Source organism: Citricoccus sp. NPDC079358 (genome assembly GCF_040702545.1).
Taxonomy (GTDB): Bacteria; Actinomycetota; Actinomycetes; order Actinomycetales; family Micrococcaceae; genus Citricoccus.
In genome coordinates this window covers 137,646-155,509 of the sequence record NZ_JBFBLI010000005.1, presented here as the reverse complement: position 1 = coordinate 155,509, position 17,864 = coordinate 137,646, and the positions used below count along the sequence as shown (strand labels likewise).

The following is a 17,864-nucleotide window of genomic DNA, read 5'->3' as shown; positions in this document are numbered from 1 at the left end:
GGCCGGAGAGCACGACCGTGGACCGCACGCGACCAGCAGAGGAGATGGCCAGTGGCCAACCCCGTCTTCAACAGCAAGAACTTCCAGGAACAGATGCACTCCGGTGACGGCCGGGGCGGCGCCGCCACGCAGCAGGCGCCGGGCTGGTACCAGGGCGGTTCCCGGAGCCAGGCTCCGCAGGGCCAGACCCAGCAGGGATATTTCGGCCAGCAGGGCCAGAAGGCGGCGCAGGGCCAGCCGAGCCAGCAGTACACCCCGGAGCAGCTGGAGCAGATGTACGCCCAGCCCGCCGCGGGTCCCGCTGACACGGGGCGGATGAGCTACAACGACGTCATCGCCAAGACCGTCATCACCCTGCTGCTCGTCGTGGTGGGTGCCGCCGTCGGGTGGAACATGCCGGCCCTCATGCTGCCCGGCGCCATCGTCGGCCTGGTCCTGGGACTCGTCAACGCTTTCAAGCGCGAGCCCTCGCCCGTGCTCATCCTGATCTACGCCGCCGCACAGGGCCTGTTCCTCGGTGGTATCTCCGGCGTCTTCGAGCAGATGTGGCCCGGCATCGCCGTCCAGGCCGTGCTCGCCACACTCTGCGTATTCGCCGTGACCCTGGCGCTCTTTTCCTCCGGAAAGTGGCGCGTCTCCAAGAAGTCCGTGAAGATCTTCATGGTCGCGATGATCGGCTACGCGCTGTTCTCCGTGGTCAACCTCTTCCTGATGCTCTTCGGCGTCACCGACGCCATGTTCGGCCTGCGCGGCGAGTTCCCGCTGCTGGGCCTAGGCATCGGTCTCCTCGCCGTCTTCCTGGCCGCGTTTTCGCTGATCATGGACTTCACCGCCATCACCCAGGGCGTCCAGGCCGGCGCCCCGCAGAAGTACTCCTGGTCCGCCGCCTTCGGCCTCACCGTGACCCTGATCTGGCTCTACGTCGAGATCCTGCGCATCCTGGCGATCCTGCGCGGCAACGACTGACCACCCACTGAACCGTCCACAGCCATCGGCTGGCCCCGTCCGGGAGGTCTCACCCGGACGGGGCCAGCCGATTCTGGGTTAATGGAGTCATGAACGAGCCCGAGAACCGTCTTGCCGGCCGGCCCGCCGCGGAGCCCTCCCGTCAGTCCAACCACGAGCCGTTCCGCGAGCCCTCCGGTGAGCCCTCCGGTGAGCCCTCCGGTGAGCCCTCCGGGCAGGCTGCCGGGCTGCCGTTCGGCGATCCGGCTGTGACGGGCACCCAGTATGTGCTGCGCCACGGCGGGGCCGAGGCCACGATCACCTCGCTGGCCGGTGCCCTGCGCCGTTATGAGGTGGACGGGACGGCGTTGGTGGAGACCTACGGCGCGAACGAGGTCCCGCCCTCGGCCTGCGGCATCCAGCTGTCCCCGTGGCCCAACCGCGTACGGGACGGGCGCTGGACGCTGGATGGCGCCACCCAGCAGCTGGACCTCACCGAACCGTCCCGCTCGAACGCCAGCCACGGGCTGCTGCGCAACACCGCGTTCGTCCCGGTCGAGCAGACGGGCCGCCGGGTGGTCCTGCGCGGCGAGATCCACCCCCAGCACGGCTACCCGTTCCGCCTCACCCACCAGGTCACCTACACCTTGGCCGACGACGGCGCCCTCACCGTCCACCAGCAGCTCACCAACCATTCCGGCCAGCCGGCCCCGGCCGCCTTCGGCGCTCACCCCTTCCTGCGGATCGGGGACGTGCCCAGCGAGGAACTGGTGCTGACCCTGAGGGCGGCCACCCGCGTGCTCTCCGACGACCAGCTCATCCCCACTGGGACGGCCCCGGTCCAGGACACGGCGGAGGACTTCCGCCAAGGCCGGCAGGTGGGCACCGGACTGCTCGACGCTGCCTTCACCGATCTGCAGCCTGGCGACGACGGCCGCCACCATCACGCGCTGTCCGCGCCGGATGGGCGTAGCGTGGAGCTCTGGGCGGACCCGGCCTTCGGCTACGTCCATGTCTTCTTCACGGACCGGTTTCCCGGCCGTCACCGGGCGGTGGCGGTGGAACCGATGACGGCTCCGGCCAACGCCCTGAACAGTGGTGACGGACTGGTGTGGATCGGACCGGGGGAGCGACTGGGCGCCGCCTGGGGTCTGTCCCACCGCCGTCCACTGCACCGTTCCTCCCACCTTTCACCCGACCGTCCCGACGATGAGGAGGCAGTCCGTTGAGCATTCGCCCAGAGTCCGGGGCGCCGGACGCCCCGGTTCCCGGGCTGCCCGAAGTCCCGGGCCCGCGGCACGAGACCCGGGTGCCGGACCCCCTCCTGACCGCGCCCGACCAGGCCAACCGGGTGGCCGCCGACGTGCCCTACGGGCTCACGGTGGCCGCCGCCTGGTCGTGGCGGGTGCTGCTGGTGCTGGCGATGGCCGGGGCCGGCATCTGGCTGCTGAGTCACGTCTCGCTCCTGGTCATCCCCCTGATTGTGGCGGCCCTGTTGTCCACTCTCCTCGCGCCGATCCACAAGCGGTTCGTGGGGTGGGGCCTCCCGCGGGGACTGTCCGTGACTGGCGTCATCCTCGGGTTCATCGTCCTCGTCCTGGGCCTGCTGACCCTCGTCGGCCAGCAACTGGCCGTGGGCTTCACGGACATGCGGGACCAGATCGTGGTGGGTGTCCAGGGCATCGTCGCCTGGCTGGAGACCTTCGGCGTCACCACGGATCAGTGGAACGACATCTTCGCGGACATCGGCGAGGCGGTCCGGGCCAACAGCCAGACCATCCTCTCGGGTGCCCTGGGCTTCGGCTCCACCGCCGGCAATATTGCCGCCGGCACGGTGCTGGCCGTCTTCGCGCTGATCTTCTTCCTCTATGACGGCAAGAGGATTTGGCGATTCTGCCTGAACTTCGTCCCCGCCCGCCATCGCATCGCCATCGACGGCGCCGGCGAGGTCGGCTGGACCTCCCTCGGCAGCTATGTCCGCGTCCAGATCTTCGTGGCGTTCGTCGATGCCATGGGTATCGGCCTAGGCGCCTGGATCCTCGGCGTGCCGCTGGCGCTGCCCCTGGGTGTGCTGGTGTTCTTCGGCTCGTTCATCCCGCTCGTGGGTGCCTTCCTGACCGGGGCGGTGGCCGTGACGCTGGCCCTCGTGGCCAATGGCTGGGTGAACGCGCTGATCATGCTCGGTGTGGTGCTCCTGGTCCAGCAGATCGAGGGCAACGTCCTGCAGCCGCTGGTCATGGGGCGTGCGGTCAGCCTGCACCCGCTGGCCGTGTTCCTGGCCGTGGCCGGGGGGACCGCGGTGATGGGCCTGGTCGGCGCGATCTTCGCCGTGCCGCTGATGGCTTTCCTGAACTCCACCATCAAGTACCTCCACGCCAAGCCGTGGCTCGAGAACGAACCCGAACCCGCGGCGGCCTCGGACTACCGCGATACCCGGCTCAAGGAACGCGCCGCGGGGCTCAAGGACCGGGCCGCCGGTCTCGAGGGGCCCTGGGGCCGGGCCTATGTGACCATCGACGGCGTGGTCCGCCGGGCCACGAGCGGCACCGGCGGATCCGGCGGAATCGGCGGCAGCAGAGCGCACGGCAGCGACGAGGGTGGCTCTCCCAGCGCAGCCGAGAATGCCCTGTCCGCCAAGCATCGGCGTCAAGCCCGCCGCCAACTCAAGCGGTCACAGTCCCGCTCGCGCTTCCTGCCCCGCCGTTTCCGCCAGGATCGAGCCGCGGGTGTTCGCACCGACCCCGATGCCGGTCCCGACGCCGGCCCCGGCACCGGTCCCCATGCCCGCTCCGGCCCCAGCCCCGGCCCCGATCCCGACGCGAGCCCCGGCTCCGAGGCTGGACTCGGCGCCGGAAGTCGTCCCAATGCCGGCGCTGGTGGTGGCGGAAGTGGCCCCGAGACCGAAATCGATACCGGTACCGGTGCCGCTGCCGACCCCGGAACCGGCACCTCGGGCAATCTTCGCGGCAGAGGCCCCGCGGGGGAGGACAATACGGGGATGGACCACTCCGGCCGCCGGCCGGACCGAAACGGAGGACCACAGTGACCACCACCCCCCAGAGCAGTGCAGAGACCGCGACGGGTACGGCTGCCGACCGCGCGGAACTCCCGGAACTTCCCGTCACCCTGGCGGACATCGAGGAGGCTCGGCGACTGCTGGACGGGGTCATCGTGCCCACACCGTTGGACCACTCCCGGGCCCTGGGCCGGCTCACCGGCTCGGTGGTCCACCTCAAGTGCGAGAACCTGCAGCGCGCCGGCTCATTCAAGGTGCGCGGTGCCTACGTCCGGATGGCTAAGCTCTCCGAGAACGAGCGCGCCCGCGGCGTGGTGGCGGCCTCCGCCGGCAACCACGCTCAAGGGGTGGCCCTGGCGGCGTCCAAGTTGGGGATCAAGGCGACGATCTTCATGCCACGCGGCGTCGCCCTGCCGAAGTTGCAGGCCACGAAGGACCACGGCGCCGAGGTGAAGCTGCACGGCAACAATGTGGATGAGGCCCTGTCCGAGGCGCAGCGGTATGCGGACGAGTCCGGATCCGTGTTCATCCATCCCTTCGACAATGCCGACGTGGTAGCCGGCCAGGGCACGATCGGTCTGGAGATCCTCGAACAGGATCCGGAGGTGGACACGCTGGTGATGGGCATCGGCGGCGGCGGCCTGCTCGCTGGCGTGGCCGTGGCCGTCAAGGAGATGGCCCGCCGTCAGGGCCGGCACATCAACATCATCGGCGTCCAGGCGGAGAACGCCGCGGCATACCCGCCGTCGCTGGCCGCAGACGCCGTGGTGCCCCTCTCCCATGTGTCGACCATCGCGGACGGCATCGCCGTGGGCAAGCCCGGTCAGATTCCCTTCCAGATCATCAAGGAACTCGTGGACGGAGTCGTCACCGTGTCCGAGGACGCGATCGCCAACGCTCTCGTGTTCCTGCTGGAGCGGTCCAAGATGGTGGTCGAGCCCGCCGGCGTGGTGGGCGTGGCCGCGTTGCTGGAGGGCAAGCTGGCCGAACTCGGGATCGAGTCCCAGCACACCGTGGCGCTGCTCTCCGGCGGCAACGTGGACCCGATGCTGATGCTCAAGGTCATCCAGTCCGGCCTGGCCGCGGGCGGCCGCTACCTGACCGTCAAGATCTCCCTGCGAGACCGTCCCGGCGAGTTGTCCAACATCTCCCGGATCATCTCCGAGACCGAGGCCAACGTCACCCGGGTGGACCACAGTCGCATCGGCGGCTCCCTCAGCATGGGGGACGTGACGATCACGATCGACATGGAGACCCGGGGGCCCGAGCACTCCGAGCAGGTCCTGGGCCGGCTGCGCTCCTCCGGCTACCAGCCGATCGTGCAGCACTAGCCGGGTCTCGCTGAGCGGCTCACGCATCCTGACCCTGGGGCATCATGTCTAGGCCGCCCGGCCGGGACGCCAATAGAAGTTGCGGCGGGGCCGGCGTTCGGGGTCGAGGTACCGGGCCGGGACGAACCACGGGATGCCCCGGCGGACGGAGATCTCCCAGGCTCCGGCGTGAACGGCGTGGTGGTGGTGTGAGCACAGCAGCGCCCCGTTCTCCACCGACGTCGGACCGCCGTCCTCCCAGTGGTGGATGTGGTGGGCCTCGCACCACGGTGCTGGAATCGAACAGCCGGGTGCCGTGCAACCTCCGTCCCGAGCGGTGATGGCGCGCCTGAGTTGAGGCGTGAACAACCGTTTGGATCGGCCCACGTCCAGGACCTCGCCGCTGCCGCCCAGCACGACCGGGATCAGATCGGCCTCGCACGCGAGCTGTCGGATCGTCTCTGGATTGACGTCTCCCACGTAGGACATGGTCGAGATCATCCGATCATGGAGTCCCGGTGGACCCGGTGGACCCGGTGGACCCGGTGGACCCGGTGGACCCGGTGGACCCGGTGGACCCGGGGAATCCGGGGGACCAGATGGCCCGGATGGCCCCGATGGACCGGGTGGACCGAGGAGTCCGGATGATTCGTTCGAGCCGCTTCGTGGAGTCCGTTCGTCGAAATGCACGTCGTCCGCAGCGCCGAATCGGGCGAACAGGGTTTCGTAGTCGATGACCGCAATGATCTGGGGCCGGGCCCGACCCCTTGGTCCAGGGTGGGCGTTGCCCGTCGAGTTGGTGTTCCCGATGCTGCGGCCGTCAGCGTCGCTCCCCGTCTCAGGACCGATGCCGACCAGGGCCAGCGCGCCCGTCAAAGCACTGACGAGCCCGTCGAGTTCTCGCTGAGCCCGGCTGCGTCCGTCGAGGGCCTCATTCGCGGCCAGTTCAGTTGAACCATCCACATCAATCGTGTCAACGGTGCCGGTGTCGGTGCCAATACTCGTGCCGCTGCGGTCATGGGTTTGACCCTTCGCGTCCATCCTGCAGTCTGAGTGTGTCTTCCGAGGACTGGATGAAGCGGAGACCACCGTTGTGAGGACCTCATGCTGGGCGTCGCTGGCCAGCAGTGTCCACTGATGCAGCCCCTTGCCCGGACCGCGGTAGAACAGGCCCTGCATGGCCTTGAGCTGGGCGTCGGTCGGTTCGGAACCGTCTGGATTGACCACGGCTTCGAATCGCTGCCGCCAGTGCGTGCATACCTTTCTCAGCGTGTCCGGATCCAGATCCCGGGCCTGGGCGACGAGCAGCCGTTCACCGTCCGCGAGAAGGCCGTCTACCGTTCCGGGAGCCGTGTCTGCCAGGACGGCCTCGCGTTGGGCGGAGGCGATCGTTCCCACGATCATGTCCACCGCGGCTTCGCCCAGCTCGGCTTTCTGCACCGCCTCGGACAGGACCGGCATACCGGCGGGTATCACGGTGGTTCGGTCCAGTGTCAGCGACGCCATGGTGTGGGTGGCCCGGGCCAGCCGGGCCTTCGCCTCGCGACGGTCGATCCGCAAGAGATCGCGCAGGTATTCGGCGCCATTCCTGAAGGCACACTTTCCGGGCGGGATGCCCAACACTTCCTCCCGAAGTTGATGTGCCTCGAAAATCCGGTCAGTGTGCCCGGCCAGGGCAGTCCGCGCGGAGTCGATGGCGCGCGCCAGTGACTCCACGCCTACGTGCAACTCCGGCAAGGACCCGGCCACATTCTCGCGGCAGGGGGAGTCCGCATCATCATGATTGCCCGGTTCATCGTCGATGACCGAGGCGTCCCCGGAGTCTGAAGCTCTGCCGATGTGCATATCCCCGCCCCGCGCCCCGGCTCTGTCGGAATCGTCCGAGTCCCCGAAACCGTCTACCTCAGGGGTGGGACGGTCCGCATGGGCGTAGAGGCCCCAGTCAGCGCTACGGTCTTCTGCCGGGTCCCGCCGGAGGCGGGGCAATCGGTCCGCCAGTCTTGGGTCAGCCAATCGAGAGGAGAGTTCGGCGGCCAAGGCGCGGGATTGCGCCAATAGCTCGGGCAGGGGCAGCTCAGCCAGCTCATCACTATCTGCCATGGCTCCTCCCGTCCTGTGCCCTTGAACCGTTTTCCACCAGCCATGATGGACTAGTACTGGTATTCGAACACGAGTGGCGGACGAGTTAGGCGCTGAAGGCTCGAGATGTGGTTGGCGCGCCTCAAGCTGGGCGGTGTGGAGGACAGCGTGGAGAACAGCGTTGAGGACGAGGCAGGCCAAGAGATGCGTACGCGGTTGCCCGGGAATGGGGCGAAAGCTGGAGGGAGAACCGAATGAGGGCTGCGGCCAGAACTGGGGCGAGGGCTGGAGTCAGGACTGAATGAGGACCGAGGCGGGATGGGCTCGGGACTGAATGAGGACCGAGGCGGGATGGGCTCGGGACTGAATGAGGACCGAGGCGGGATGGGCTCGGGGTCTGTGGATTCTCAGCCGGCGTTGGTGGCGACCGTGGCCATGGTGGACGCGGTGAAGGGGTCCACCCGGCGTTCGACGGCCTCCACGAACGGAATCCCCTGGGCGATCTCCTCGATGCGCCGGGGCAACTCGCGACGGTCCAACTGGCCGCGGGCCGGTCCCAGCAGGCCGTGGGCCACGTTGAGGGCCTTGAGGAGGCCGAGTTCCGTCGCCTCGGCGCGGGTCGCCTGGCGGTCGCCTGCCAGGACTTGACCTAGCCGCTCACGCAGAGCGATCTCCTGGGCGGGGCTGGTGGTGATGAAACGGGGTCCGCGGAGGATCCTGGACTCCTCGGAGACGATGCCCTGCCGTGCCAGGCTCCGACCCACCGCCGTGTCCGGATTGAGCTGGGAACGGCCCACCAGGGTGGAGATCTTCTGTCCCGACATCGCGTCCAAGGCCGGCAAAATGGCATCCAGCGGGCCCTGGCCGGTCATCCCGGCCCGCACCACGGTCACCTGCGGGTCCTTGCCCTCCCGGGCGATCTCGATCGTGCCGAGGTCGGCGAGATCGGCGAGGGCGGCCGCTGCGAGTCCGTAGCGGCGGTATCCCCGCGCTCGCCCGGCCGTGCCGTGGTCCTTGGTCAGCAGCAGGAACATCTCTTCGACGATGAGCATGCCACCAACCTAACAAGGGGACGGGCTGGCCGTCGCGTCCCGCTGGCCGAGAGGTCAACCACCACTACACTTGCTGCCTCCCCTGGCGGGCCCCCCGCCTCCTCTGGCAGGCCCTCCGGTCCGCCGGCAGGCCCTCCGATCCGCCGGTAGGCCCTCCGTCCCCCAGCGGTCTCACACGCCGGCGGTCTCACACACCGGCGGTCTCGCTGATGGTTCGTCTCACCCACGAGAACGGCGGCGCACCGGAAAACCGGTGCGCCGCCGTCGGGAAAGCGGTGTGCAGGGAAGGAGCCCTGCCGGGCGGACCGGGCTGTCAGCGCCTGGTCCGCCCCTGTGAAGATCAGGGCTTGTACGGCTTGGCGGAGACGATCTCCACCGCGATGTCCTTGCCGTTCGGGGCGGCGTAGGTCAGCTTGTCGCCGACCTTGGAGCCCTGGATGGCGGCACCCAGCGGGGAGCGCTCGGAGTAGACGGTGATGGAGTCCTTGTCATCGGCGATCTCGCGGTTGCCGAAGAGGAAGGCTTCCAGGTCGCCGGCGATCTTGGCCTCGACGACCATGCCGGGCTCCACCACACCGTTGTCCTCCGGGGCGGCGCCGACCTGGGCGGTCTCGAGCAGTCGCTTGAGCTCGATGATGCGGCCCTCGTTCTTGGACTGCTCCTCGCGGGCGGCGTGGTAACCGCCGTTCTCCTTGAGGTCACCCTCTTCGCGCGCCTGCTCAATGCGGTCGATGATCTCCTGACGGCCGGGTCCAGAGATCTGATCCAGTTCCAGCTTCAGGCGGTCGTAGGCCTCCTGGGTCAGCCAGGGAGCGCTATCGGTGTTGCTCATGGACGCGTGTCTCCTTCGAAATGCTCGTCAGCGGCACTCCGGTACGCCGCTGAGGGACTGCCGGTGCTGCCGCGCGCATGATGCTGAGCCGCCGATTGCGGCCCGGGGGGCGATCATGCAAGAACCCCGCCAGCGGAGCCACCCGGTGTTCCACGGGAAGCCCCCGACAGGCGGGGTTAAAACGTACTGGTCCTGATTCTAACGGATGTGCTTCAGAAACGTCATATTGGAGGTGATGTGCGTCTCACGAGTCCCCGGAGAGCCAATCACGAGTCCTCGGGGAACCAGCACACGTTCACGCCGCCATTGACGCCGAGCGCATCGCTGCGCAGGTCGACGTCGTAGTACGTCGGGGTGCCCGCTGGCCTGGAGTCCTCGGACGCCGGCTCGGGACCGATGGTGACGGTACGCCAGCCGACCACGGCCTTCTCCTCCGAGAGCACCTGGATGGCGCACTGGACCGTGTCCTCCGGGTCCTTGGTGAGCTGGAAGCGCACCGCGGCCTGCGTGGGGGACTCGATCGTGAAACCGACGTCCTTCCAGTCCAGCGTCTGGGCGTGGGTTGAGGCGGTGAACCACACGGTGACCCCCACGGCCAGGGCCAGGGCTGCGGCGGCGATCCACTTTCCCCAGCGCTGAGCGAACGAGGGGCGAGTCCGTTGGGGGCGCCCATACCGGTTCGCTAGGCTGTCCATCGGAGCAGGCTCCGCCGAGGTCTGGGGTGTAGAAGTCATATCACTCCATGGTATCCCGGCGCGCCACCGTCCACCGCCGTTCATTCCCCGGACCAACAGGTCCCCGAATATGCCGTCCCGAACCCCCGCAGACACCGGCGGGCGGCCCCGGGACGGGAAAGCAGCCGAGGCCACGTGAGCAGTACGAACCCCAGCAACCTGGATGACCTGGACCACCGGGACGGCACCGTCGCGCCGGAATTCGGGGTGTCCGTGGGGCAGACGTCGTACGGCTCCGTCGAACCCGAGGTGCACCACGCCGTTCCCGAGGCCGGGGGAGTGCCGGCGTCCCAGGGGCTGCGGCTGATGGCCGTCCACGCGCACCCGGATGACGAGTCCTCCAAGGGCGCTGCCATGATGGCCGCCTACGAGGCCGCCGGCGCCGAGGTCATGGTCGTCACGTGCACCGGCGGCGAACGCGGTGACCTGCTCAATCCCGGCTACGGGGACACCGTGCGTCTGGACCGGGACCTCACCGGTGTCCGGCGCACCGAGATGCAGGAGGCCGGGGCCGCACTCGAGATCGAGCACCGGTGGCTGGGCTTCATGGACTCGGGACTCCCGGAGGGTGATCCGATGCCGCCACTGCCGTTCGGCAGCTTCGGGACGGTGCCCCTGGAACAGGCGGCCGCTCCGTTGGTCCGGGTCATCCGAGAGTTCCGTCCGCACGTGTTGATCAGCTACGACGAGATCGGCGGCTACCCGCACCCGGACCACATCAAGTCACACGAGGTCACGGTGGAGGCCTACCGGGCCGCCGGGGACCCGGAGCGGTACCCCGGGACCGGCGAGGCGTGGACCCCGTCCAAGCTCTACTACGACCGTGCGTTCAACCCGGACAAGTTCCGGGCCCTGCACGAGGCCTACCTGGAGGCCGGCGAGGAGTCCCCGTACACGGACCGGTTGGCGTGGTACCGCAAGCTCATGGAGGAGCAGGAACAGGCCGAGGCGCAGGAGGTGGAGCCGGACGTGCCGTCCGCCACCGCCCCGGTGCGGTTCCGCCTGACCAGCCACCAGGTCACCACCCAGATCCACGTGGCCGACTACTTTGAGCACCGTGACAACGCCCTGCGTGCCCACCGCACGCAGATCGATCCGGAGGGCCAATTCTTCGCCACGCCGAACGCCCTGCTGCGACGGACCTGGCCGTGGGAGGACTACGTGCTGATCGATTCCCGTGTGGAGACCACACTGCCGGAGACGGACCTCTTCACCGGCCTGCGCTGACCCGACGCCGGCCGCCGGCCATCCTGACGGCCGGCGCCCGGTCTCGGAATAGTGGCCGCGCGGTGGCCGCAGGGCGGCGCACCGCCGGCGCGGGCCGGCCCGTCGTGTGGGGACGGTAGACTGGGTGACCGTGATCGCCTTCCTTCCCCTTGCCGTATCCCCTTCTGCCGCCCCCGCGTCCAGCAGTGGTGGGGAGGCGTCGGAACAGCCGCTGCCCGGGGTGCAGGAGCCGACGCTGCGTCCCGGACTCGACCAGACCCAGGTCACGCCCGGCATCGAGGGTTTCCTGTTCACGGCGCTGATGGTGGCCATGGCCATCGTGGTCATCCGCCTCATGGTCCGCTCAGTGCGGCGGGTGCAGTACCGGTCCTCGCAGGCCGAGGACATGCTCGTGGAGCGCTATCAGGGGCACCTGCCGGAAGATGTGCGCCATCCCCACGACGAGGTGGACCCGGACTCTCGAGCCGCGTCCGACGTCGATCTCCAGCGGGCCCGGCTCCAGAAGAAGTATCCGGGCTACCTCGACAGCCCGGTGCCCGAGCCGAAGGCCCCGGATTCCGGTCGCGACTGATCTCCCGTTGGTGCTGAAGCCCGGCTGGGACCGAGGTCCGTGCCGGGCTGCGCCCTGGTGAAGACGGGGGCGTCGGTCAGACGCGGGCGCCCGCGCAGGCATCGGCCAGCAGGCCGCGCAACTGCACGGCTGAGTGGCTGCCGTTGAAGATCTCTGTCCCCGGTTGGAAGACACGCCCGGCGGCGAGCGGGCCGGCGTCGACGGCATCGAAACCGATCCGGTCGATGAAGGCGGCGACCAAGTCGCGCGACTGCTCGTGGTCGCTGGCGACGGCCAGGGCGCGGCGGTCCGCGGCGCCCGGAGACCGGTGGTCGGCCTCCAGGTCGTGGTAGCCGATGTGGTTCAGCGACTTGACCAGCAGGGCGCCGTGCAGGTGGTCCTGGATGGCCTCGCTGGTGGAGCGGGCATCCCGCTCGAAATCCGGCTGCTCACCGTCGGTGGGGGCCCAGTAATTCATGACGTCGACGACGGTCCGGCCGGCGAAGCGTGCCGGGTCCAGGTCACGGTACCTCCGCAACGGGATGGCGATGACGGTCAGGTCCGTCTCCGCCAGCTCCGCTGCATCGACGGCGATGGCACCCGGGGTGACGATCTCGGCCAGCAGCGCGATCTCCCCCGCGGGTTTGGCCGTGGCGATCCGGACCTCGTAGCCCGATTCCACCGCCCGCCGGGCCACTGCCGCCCCGACTCGGCCTGCGCCGAGGATGCCGATGCTGCCAGGGGAGACTGCCGTGGTCGTCATGGATTCCTTTGCTGTGGGTGGCGCACAGGGCGTCACGCGCGCTGAGATGAGGCGTACGAGGCCGAATAGTTCTCGAGTAAGAGTTCACTGAGGAAACAAGCCCGGGAGGTGCCGGTATTCCTGCCGTGGCTGACCTCACTCCCGCAGTCGGTCGACGTCCTCCGGGTCGGTGGACGGGCCGCCGGAGCCGTCCGTTTCGCCGGAGTCGTCCATTCGAACCCGGCGCCGGTCCAGGCGACGTTGCAGCGTGGTGCGCCAGCGTGCCGGCACGCCGGGGGAGTCCAGGATCCGTTCGATGGCGGGGATATCACCCTGGTCCACGTTCATCACGCGGGACAGCTCGGCCAGGTCTACCGTGCCCGGGGAACGCTCGAGCAGCCTCATCTCCTGCCCGGCCTGCAACGTGCCCGGTGTCAGCACCCGCAGATACCATCCGGTGCGGCCGGTGGACTGCACGCGGCGGGACAGGTCGGGGACGCCCCACCGGGAGGACAGCTTCCAGCAGGGGCGCCGTGACTGCGTCACCTGCAGCCGGACCTCCCCCACGCCCCAGACGTCCCCCAGACAGACCTCGGACTCCGTCACCCCCTCCACGGTGAGGTTCTCGAAGAGGGCCCCCTCCGGCAGCTCGAGTCCCTCGGCCCGCCAGGCGTCGTAGTGAGCCCGTCCGTAGCACAACAGGGCCTTCTCGGGGCCACCGTGGTGGACCACATCCCCCTGCTCATCGCCCGCCAGGCCCGTGATGCCGAGGGCAACGGGTCCGTCCAGGGCGTCCTTGAAGGAGCCCGTGAGTACGTCCTCGTCCCGCCATCGCACCGTGCGGACCCGGCCCACGCGCACGGCGGTGATCGTGCCGGTGAGGACGGGGACCGCCGTTCCGGTGCCGGTGGTGGAGGTGGTGGGGATGCGGGGGAGGCCGGAGGGCCGGGGCGAGGGGAGTCCGGTGGGCATGGACCCATCCAACCACCCCCGTCCGTCTCGCGGTGGAACAGCCCGCTGGCTGGTGGATGGCGGGCGCCTGCGCGTCAGGCGCGGAGGACATCAGACCTGCAGGACCGCCAGCACGATCGCGACGTAGTGGCAGACGAAGCCACCGATGGTGAAGGCATGGAACAACTCGTGGAAGCCGAACCACTCGCGGTGGAAGTTGGGCTTCTTGAGCGCGTAGAACACGGCACCGATGATGTAGCAGGCACCGCCCACGCAGACCAGGACGGCGGCAGCGGCCTGGGCCGCGAAGAAGTCGCCGATGTACAGCAGGGCCGCCAGGCCCAGCAGGATGTAGACCGGGGTGTACAGCCAGCGCGGAGCGGAGGTCCAGAAGACACGGAACGCGACGCCGGCCAGGGCGCCGATCCAGACGCCGGCCAGCAGGAGCATGGCCTTGTCCTCCGGCAGCAGGGCCACGGCCAGGGGCGTGTAGGTGCCGGCGATGACGAGCATGATGTTCGTGTGGTCGATGCGCTTCAGTACGAGGGCGACCTGCGGTGACCACTGCACGAGGTGGTAGACGGCCGAAACGGAGAACAGCAGTAAGCCGGTCACCGCATAGATCGCGCTGGCCCATTTCAGGCCGGCCGTGGGGGCCAGGACCACCAGGACGATTCCGGCGATCAGGGTGAGCGGCGCCATGACGGCGTGGCTCATGCCTCGGAGCCGGGGCTTGAACTCGGGATGCTCGGGATCCATGATCCGGTCCAGCCGCCACGTCCGTGCCGGGGTGGAACGAGGCGGGGGCGCGGCAGGCGCGCTGCCTGCGGGCGGTTTGCCCGAGGGGGAATGAGCCATGGCTCCCAGACTACTCCCGGAATCTGAGGGTTACCCGTGGGTAGATCTGATTGGTGCGCGGGGCGGGGAGCGCCGCCGGTGCACCGCAGGGCTGGCGGTTCGCTACCGTAGGAACGTACGTACCACCCACATCACGACGTTTCAGGTGCCGCTCGGATCTGCGGCACGTCCATCGGCCAGACAGGGGACGCCCATGAACCTCCCGAACGTCCTCTACAGCTTCTATGAGCGCCGCCTGGCCTCCAGTCTCGACCGCGAGAAGCTGCCCCGGCACATCGGGGTGGTGCTGGACGGCAACCGCCGCTGGGCCAAAGCCTCCGGGGCCACCACGGCGGACGGTCACCAGGCCGGAGCGGAGAAGATCCACGAGTTCCTCGGCTGGTGTGATGAGTTCGGCATCAAGGTCGTCACCCTGTACATGCTGTCCACGGACAACATGGGCCGGCCTCCGGAGGAGCTGTCCCAGCTGGTCGGGATCATCGGGAACACCCTGAAACGCCTCGGAGACGGGCTTGCCAACGGGAACCGGGTCCGCGTCCAGGCCGTCGGCGCCCCGGACCTGCTGCCGGCCGGGCTGGCCGAGACCCTGGCCGACCTCCAGGCGCGGACCGCGGACGCCGAGGGGGTCCACGTGAACGTGGCCGTGGGCTACGGCGGGCGCCGTGAGATCGTGGACGCCGTCAAGGAGCTCCTGCTGGAGGCGGATTCCGCGGGCCGCTCGGCTTCCGAGGTGGCCGGTGAACTCAGTGATGAGCAGATCTCCGGCCGGCTCTACACCCGCGGCCAACCGGATCCGGACCTGGTGATCCGCACCTCGGGCGAGCAACGGCTGTCCGGGTTCCTGATGTGGCAGTCCGCCTACTCCGAGTTCTATTTCTGCGAGGCCCTCTGGCCGGACTTCCGCCGCGTGGACTTCATCCGCGCCCTCCGGGACTTCGCCTCCCGTCAGCGCCGCTTCGGTTCCTGACGGACGACGCCGGCCCGGTGACGGTCCGCGGTCACCCCGGGTGACCGCGTCGGCGGCGGACAACATCGTCACCGCGAACTGGGGCAGGGTCGGGGCGGGCGTCCTGAGCCGGGGGATCCGTCTCTCCTACTGAATCAGGGTCTATGCGTGAAACGGTGGGGGAGGACGGTCCTCCTGGTTCATGCGGTGTTCATCGCCTCACCCCAGAGTTCATGCGCCACTCTGGAATCCTCTCGGCATTTTCCCTGCTGTGGGCCTACGGTAGTGGTATCAGTCACCGGCGGGAGCGAACGGGCCACCTGGTTCCGCATCCGCATCCCGTGGATTGATCGGAAAGGCCAGGCCGTATGCCGTCACTCCAGACAGCACGCAGCGGGGGCCGTTCCGGCCCCGGGGCCGGACCGTCCCATCCCACCCTCGATCATCGGGGCGTGTGCCCCGGTCTGGAGTCCACCGTGGAGAACCTGATCGCCGCCCCGGCCACCGTCACCCCGGCCATCACGCAGCCTGCCGACCGGATGAGCGTGGGGGAGAAGTCCTACCTGCTGGACACCTCTGTGCTGTTGTCCGATCCGCGCGCCGTCCTGCGCTTCGCCGAGCACGAGGTCATCCTGCCGATCGTGGTCATCTCCGAGCTGGAGAAGAAGAGGGACGACCCTGATCTGGGGTATTACGCCCGGAAGGCGCTGAGGCTGCTGGACGAACTGCGGATCGAGCACGGCTCCCTGAACACGCCGATTCCCCTCGGCACGGAGGGTGGATGCCTGCGTGTGGAACTCAACCACATCTCCGTGGACGTGCTGCCCCATGGTTTCCGGAATGCTGACAACGATTCCCGGATCCTCGCCGTCGCCAAGAACTTCGCGGACGAGGGCCGGGACGTCACGGTGGTCTCCAAGGACCTGCCGATGCGCGTGAAGGCCTCCGCCATGGGCTTGCAGGCCGATGAGTACCGCAATGAGCTGGTGAAGGACTCCGGCTGGTCCGGCACGGCCGAGGTCATGGCCACGGAGCAGGAGATCAGCGCCCTGTATGACAACGAGCCGGTGGCCCTGGCGGCGACGGCGGGGCTGCCCGTCAACACCGGCCTGGTGATCACCTCTCCCCGGGGATCGGCACTGGGGCGTGTGGACCGGCACGGCAACACCCAGGTGGTGCGCGGGGACCGGGACGTCTTCGGGCTGCACGGACGGTCGGCCGAGCAGCGGCTGGCCATCGACCTGTTGTTGGACCCTGAGGTCGGGATCGTCTCCCTCGGCGGACGGGCCGGCACCGGCAAATCGGCCCTGGCCCTGTGCGCCGGGCTGGAGGCCGTGATGGAACGGCGGGAGCACCGCAAGGTCGTGGTGTTCCGCCCGCTGTATGCCGTCGGCGGCCAGGAGCTCGGCTACCTGCCCGGGTCCGAGAACGAGAAGATGAACCCGTGGGGCCAGGCGGTCTATGACACCCTCGGCGCGCTGGTCTCCACGGAGGTCCTGGACGAGGTGGTGGACCGCGGCATGCTCGAGGTCCTGCCGCTGACCCACATCCGTGGTCGCTCCCTGCACGATTCCTGGGTGATCGTGGACGAGGCACAGTCCCTGGAGAAGAACGTCCTGCTGACGGTGATGAGCCGGATGGGGCAGAACTCCAAGATCATCCTCACCCATGACGTGGCGCAGCGGGACAACCTCCGGGTGGGCCGCCATGACGGGATCGCCGCGGTGGTCGAGACCTTGAAGGGCCAGCCGCTGTTCGGTCATGTCACGCTGAACCGTTCGGAGCGCTCGCGGATCGCCGCGCTCGTGACGGAGCTGTTGGAGGACGCCAGCATCTGAGGCGGGTGGCGCCTGGCTCAACGATCATCGTGGGGCCGGGTGTGCGTCGTCGGCGGCCACGGTGAGTTGCGGCCAACAGCCGAGGACTACGGTTGGCAGCCGGATCCGTGGCAATTCAGTGGTGGAATCACAGCCGGGTGAGGCCGTTGCCGACCAGAACGACACCGACTATCAGCAGGATCACGACGGCGACGACGCTACTGTTTTCGTCGATCCAGTGCCGTGTCGATAGCAGCCAGCCCCTCGCCTTTTCCGGTGCCACCAGCGTGGCGACGATCGGCCCTGCGACGGTAGTGGCCGCGACGGTTGTGTAGACGCCGATCACGATCGCGCTCTCGGTGACGCTCAGGCCGTCCGCGCGGATGATCAAGCCGGTCGCTGCTGCCAGCAGAAGAGCCTTCGGGCGGAGGTTCAACACCACGGCGAATCCGAATGACGCCCCAGGACCGAACGAACTGACGGCTCGCCGCCAGCGTGACTCCCGGACTGCGGCCGTCGGAGCCTGTCGCCAGGTGATGACCGCCAGGGTCAGGATCGCCGCGCCTATCAGGAACTCAGCGACGGCGAGGGCCACCTGCGGATGTCGCGGCTTCGGGACGGTCTGTGCCAGCAGTGCGAAGGCGGTGACGACGGCAACCAGTCCCAGCAACCAGCCGACCATGAAGGGCACCGCCGAACGGACCCGGTTGGGTGAGAGCAGGATGAGCACGGTCGCCATGATCGGCACGGAGCTGAGGGCAACGGCGACGGCGATGGGGAGGACGTGCCCGATGGTCTGCCACAT

At 68.7% G+C, this 17,864-nt stretch carries 16 protein-coding genes; 8 read left to right on the top strand and 8 right to left on the bottom strand.

All coding sequences use genetic code 11. The features are described 5' to 3' along the window. The first annotated feature begins 51 nt into the window (after window positions 1–51). The 4 genes from AB0333_RS08350 (at window position 52) to ilvA (ending at window position 5,292) form a co-directional block, all read left to right on the top strand. Window positions 52–966, top strand: coding sequence for a Bax inhibitor-1/YccA family protein (locus AB0333_RS08350; RefSeq protein WP_366218225.1), 915 nt, complete (start codon window positions 52–54; stop codon window positions 964–966). Between the two features lie 89 nt (window positions 967–1,055). After that, window positions 1,056–2,174 carry an aldose 1-epimerase family protein gene (locus AB0333_RS08345; protein WP_366218224.1) on the top strand — a complete coding sequence of 373 codons (1,119 nt, stop codon included), beginning with the start codon at window positions 1,056–1,058 and terminating at the stop codon, window positions 2,172–2,174. Next, window positions 2,171–3,991, top strand: a complete 1,821-nt coding sequence (locus AB0333_RS08340) for an AI-2E family transporter (RefSeq protein ID WP_366218223.1) — start codon at window positions 2,171–2,173, stop codon at window positions 3,989–3,991. The genes AB0333_RS08345 and AB0333_RS08340 overlap by 4 nt, the downstream gene beginning before the upstream one ends. An 80-nt stretch (window positions 3,992–4,071) precedes the next feature. Next, window positions 4,072–5,292 (top strand): threonine ammonia-lyase, encoded by a 1,221-nt coding sequence (gene ilvA / locus AB0333_RS08335; RefSeq protein WP_366218347.1) that lies wholly within the window; start codon window positions 4,072–4,074, stop codon window positions 5,290–5,292. A 48-nt stretch (window positions 5,293–5,340) separates the two neighbouring features. Here the strand turns inward: ilvA and AB0333_RS08330 are convergent, their stop codons facing one another. The 4 genes from AB0333_RS08330 to AB0333_RS08315 form a co-directional block, all read right to left on the bottom strand. Then, window positions 5,341–7,371: an HNH endonuclease signature motif containing protein gene (locus tag AB0333_RS08330; protein ID WP_366218222.1), complete on the bottom strand. Its 2,031-nt coding sequence runs from the start codon at window positions 7,369–7,371 to the stop codon at window positions 5,341–5,343. Between the two features lie 386 nt (window positions 7,372–7,757). Beyond that, window positions 7,758–8,402 (bottom strand): GPP34 family phosphoprotein, encoded by a 645-nt coding sequence (locus tag AB0333_RS08325; protein ID WP_366218221.1) that lies wholly within the window; start codon window positions 8,400–8,402, stop codon window positions 7,758–7,760. Window positions 8,403–8,742: 340 nt separating this feature from the next. Next, the gene (gene greA / locus AB0333_RS08320; protein ID WP_366218220.1) at window positions 8,743–9,234 is read right to left on the bottom strand and encodes a transcription elongation factor GreA; all 492 of its coding nucleotides are present in this window, start codon (window positions 9,232–9,234) and stop codon (window positions 8,743–8,745) included. Window positions 9,235–9,500: 266 nt separating this feature from the next. Continuing rightward, window positions 9,501–9,968 carry a DUF4307 domain-containing protein gene (locus AB0333_RS08315; protein WP_366218219.1) on the bottom strand — a complete coding sequence of 156 codons (468 nt, stop codon included), beginning with the start codon at window positions 9,966–9,968 and terminating at the stop codon, window positions 9,501–9,503. Window positions 9,969–10,274: 306 nt separating this feature from the next. Between AB0333_RS08315 and mca the strand changes: the two genes are divergently transcribed. Both mca and AB0333_RS08305 read left to right on the top strand, forming a co-directional pair. Further along, window positions 10,275–11,195 carry a mycothiol conjugate amidase Mca gene (gene mca, locus AB0333_RS08310; RefSeq protein ID WP_366218346.1) on the top strand — a complete coding sequence of 307 codons (921 nt, stop codon included), beginning with the start codon at window positions 10,275–10,277 and terminating at the stop codon, window positions 11,193–11,195. Window positions 11,196–11,325: 130 nt separating this feature from the next. Beyond that, window positions 11,326–11,766 (top strand): hypothetical protein, encoded by a 441-nt coding sequence (locus AB0333_RS08305; RefSeq protein WP_366218218.1) that lies wholly within the window; start codon window positions 11,326–11,328, stop codon window positions 11,764–11,766. 76 nt (window positions 11,767–11,842) lie between these two features. On the opposite strand, the gene AB0333_RS08300 is transcribed toward AB0333_RS08305, so the two are convergent. From AB0333_RS08300 to AB0333_RS08290, 3 genes are all read right to left on the bottom strand, one after another. Continuing rightward, a complete protein-coding gene (locus AB0333_RS08300; protein ID WP_366218217.1) occupies window positions 11,843–12,508 on the bottom strand; it encodes an NAD(P)-binding domain-containing protein in 666 nt (221 codons plus the stop codon). Window positions 12,509–12,643: 135 nt separating this feature from the next. After that, window positions 12,644–13,459 (bottom strand): MOSC domain-containing protein, encoded by an 816-nt coding sequence (locus AB0333_RS08295; protein ID WP_366218216.1) that lies wholly within the window; start codon window positions 13,457–13,459, stop codon window positions 12,644–12,646. A gap of 90 nt (window positions 13,460–13,549) precedes the next feature. Then, window positions 13,550–14,197: a hemolysin III family protein gene (locus AB0333_RS08290; RefSeq protein WP_366218215.1), complete on the bottom strand. Its 648-nt coding sequence runs from the start codon at window positions 14,195–14,197 to the stop codon at window positions 13,550–13,552. Between the two features lie 292 nt (window positions 14,198–14,489). On the opposite strand from AB0333_RS08290, the gene AB0333_RS08285 reads away from it, so the two are divergent. Both AB0333_RS08285 and AB0333_RS08280 read left to right on the top strand, forming a co-directional pair. After that, on the top strand, window positions 14,490–15,263 hold the full coding sequence (locus AB0333_RS08285) for an isoprenyl transferase (protein WP_366218214.1): 774 nt from the start codon (window positions 14,490–14,492) through the stop codon (window positions 15,261–15,263). A 518-nt stretch (window positions 15,264–15,781) separates the two neighbouring features. Then, window positions 15,782–17,080 (top strand): PhoH family protein, encoded by a 1,299-nt coding sequence (locus tag AB0333_RS08280; protein ID WP_366218345.1) that lies wholly within the window; start codon window positions 15,782–15,784, stop codon window positions 17,078–17,080. A 127-nt stretch (window positions 17,081–17,207) separates the two neighbouring features. Here the strand turns inward: AB0333_RS08280 and AB0333_RS08275 are convergent, their stop codons facing one another. Further along, window positions 17,208–17,864 carry a GAP family protein gene (locus tag AB0333_RS08275; RefSeq protein WP_366218213.1) on the bottom strand — a complete coding sequence of 219 codons (657 nt, stop codon included), beginning with the start codon at window positions 17,862–17,864 and terminating at the stop codon, window positions 17,208–17,210.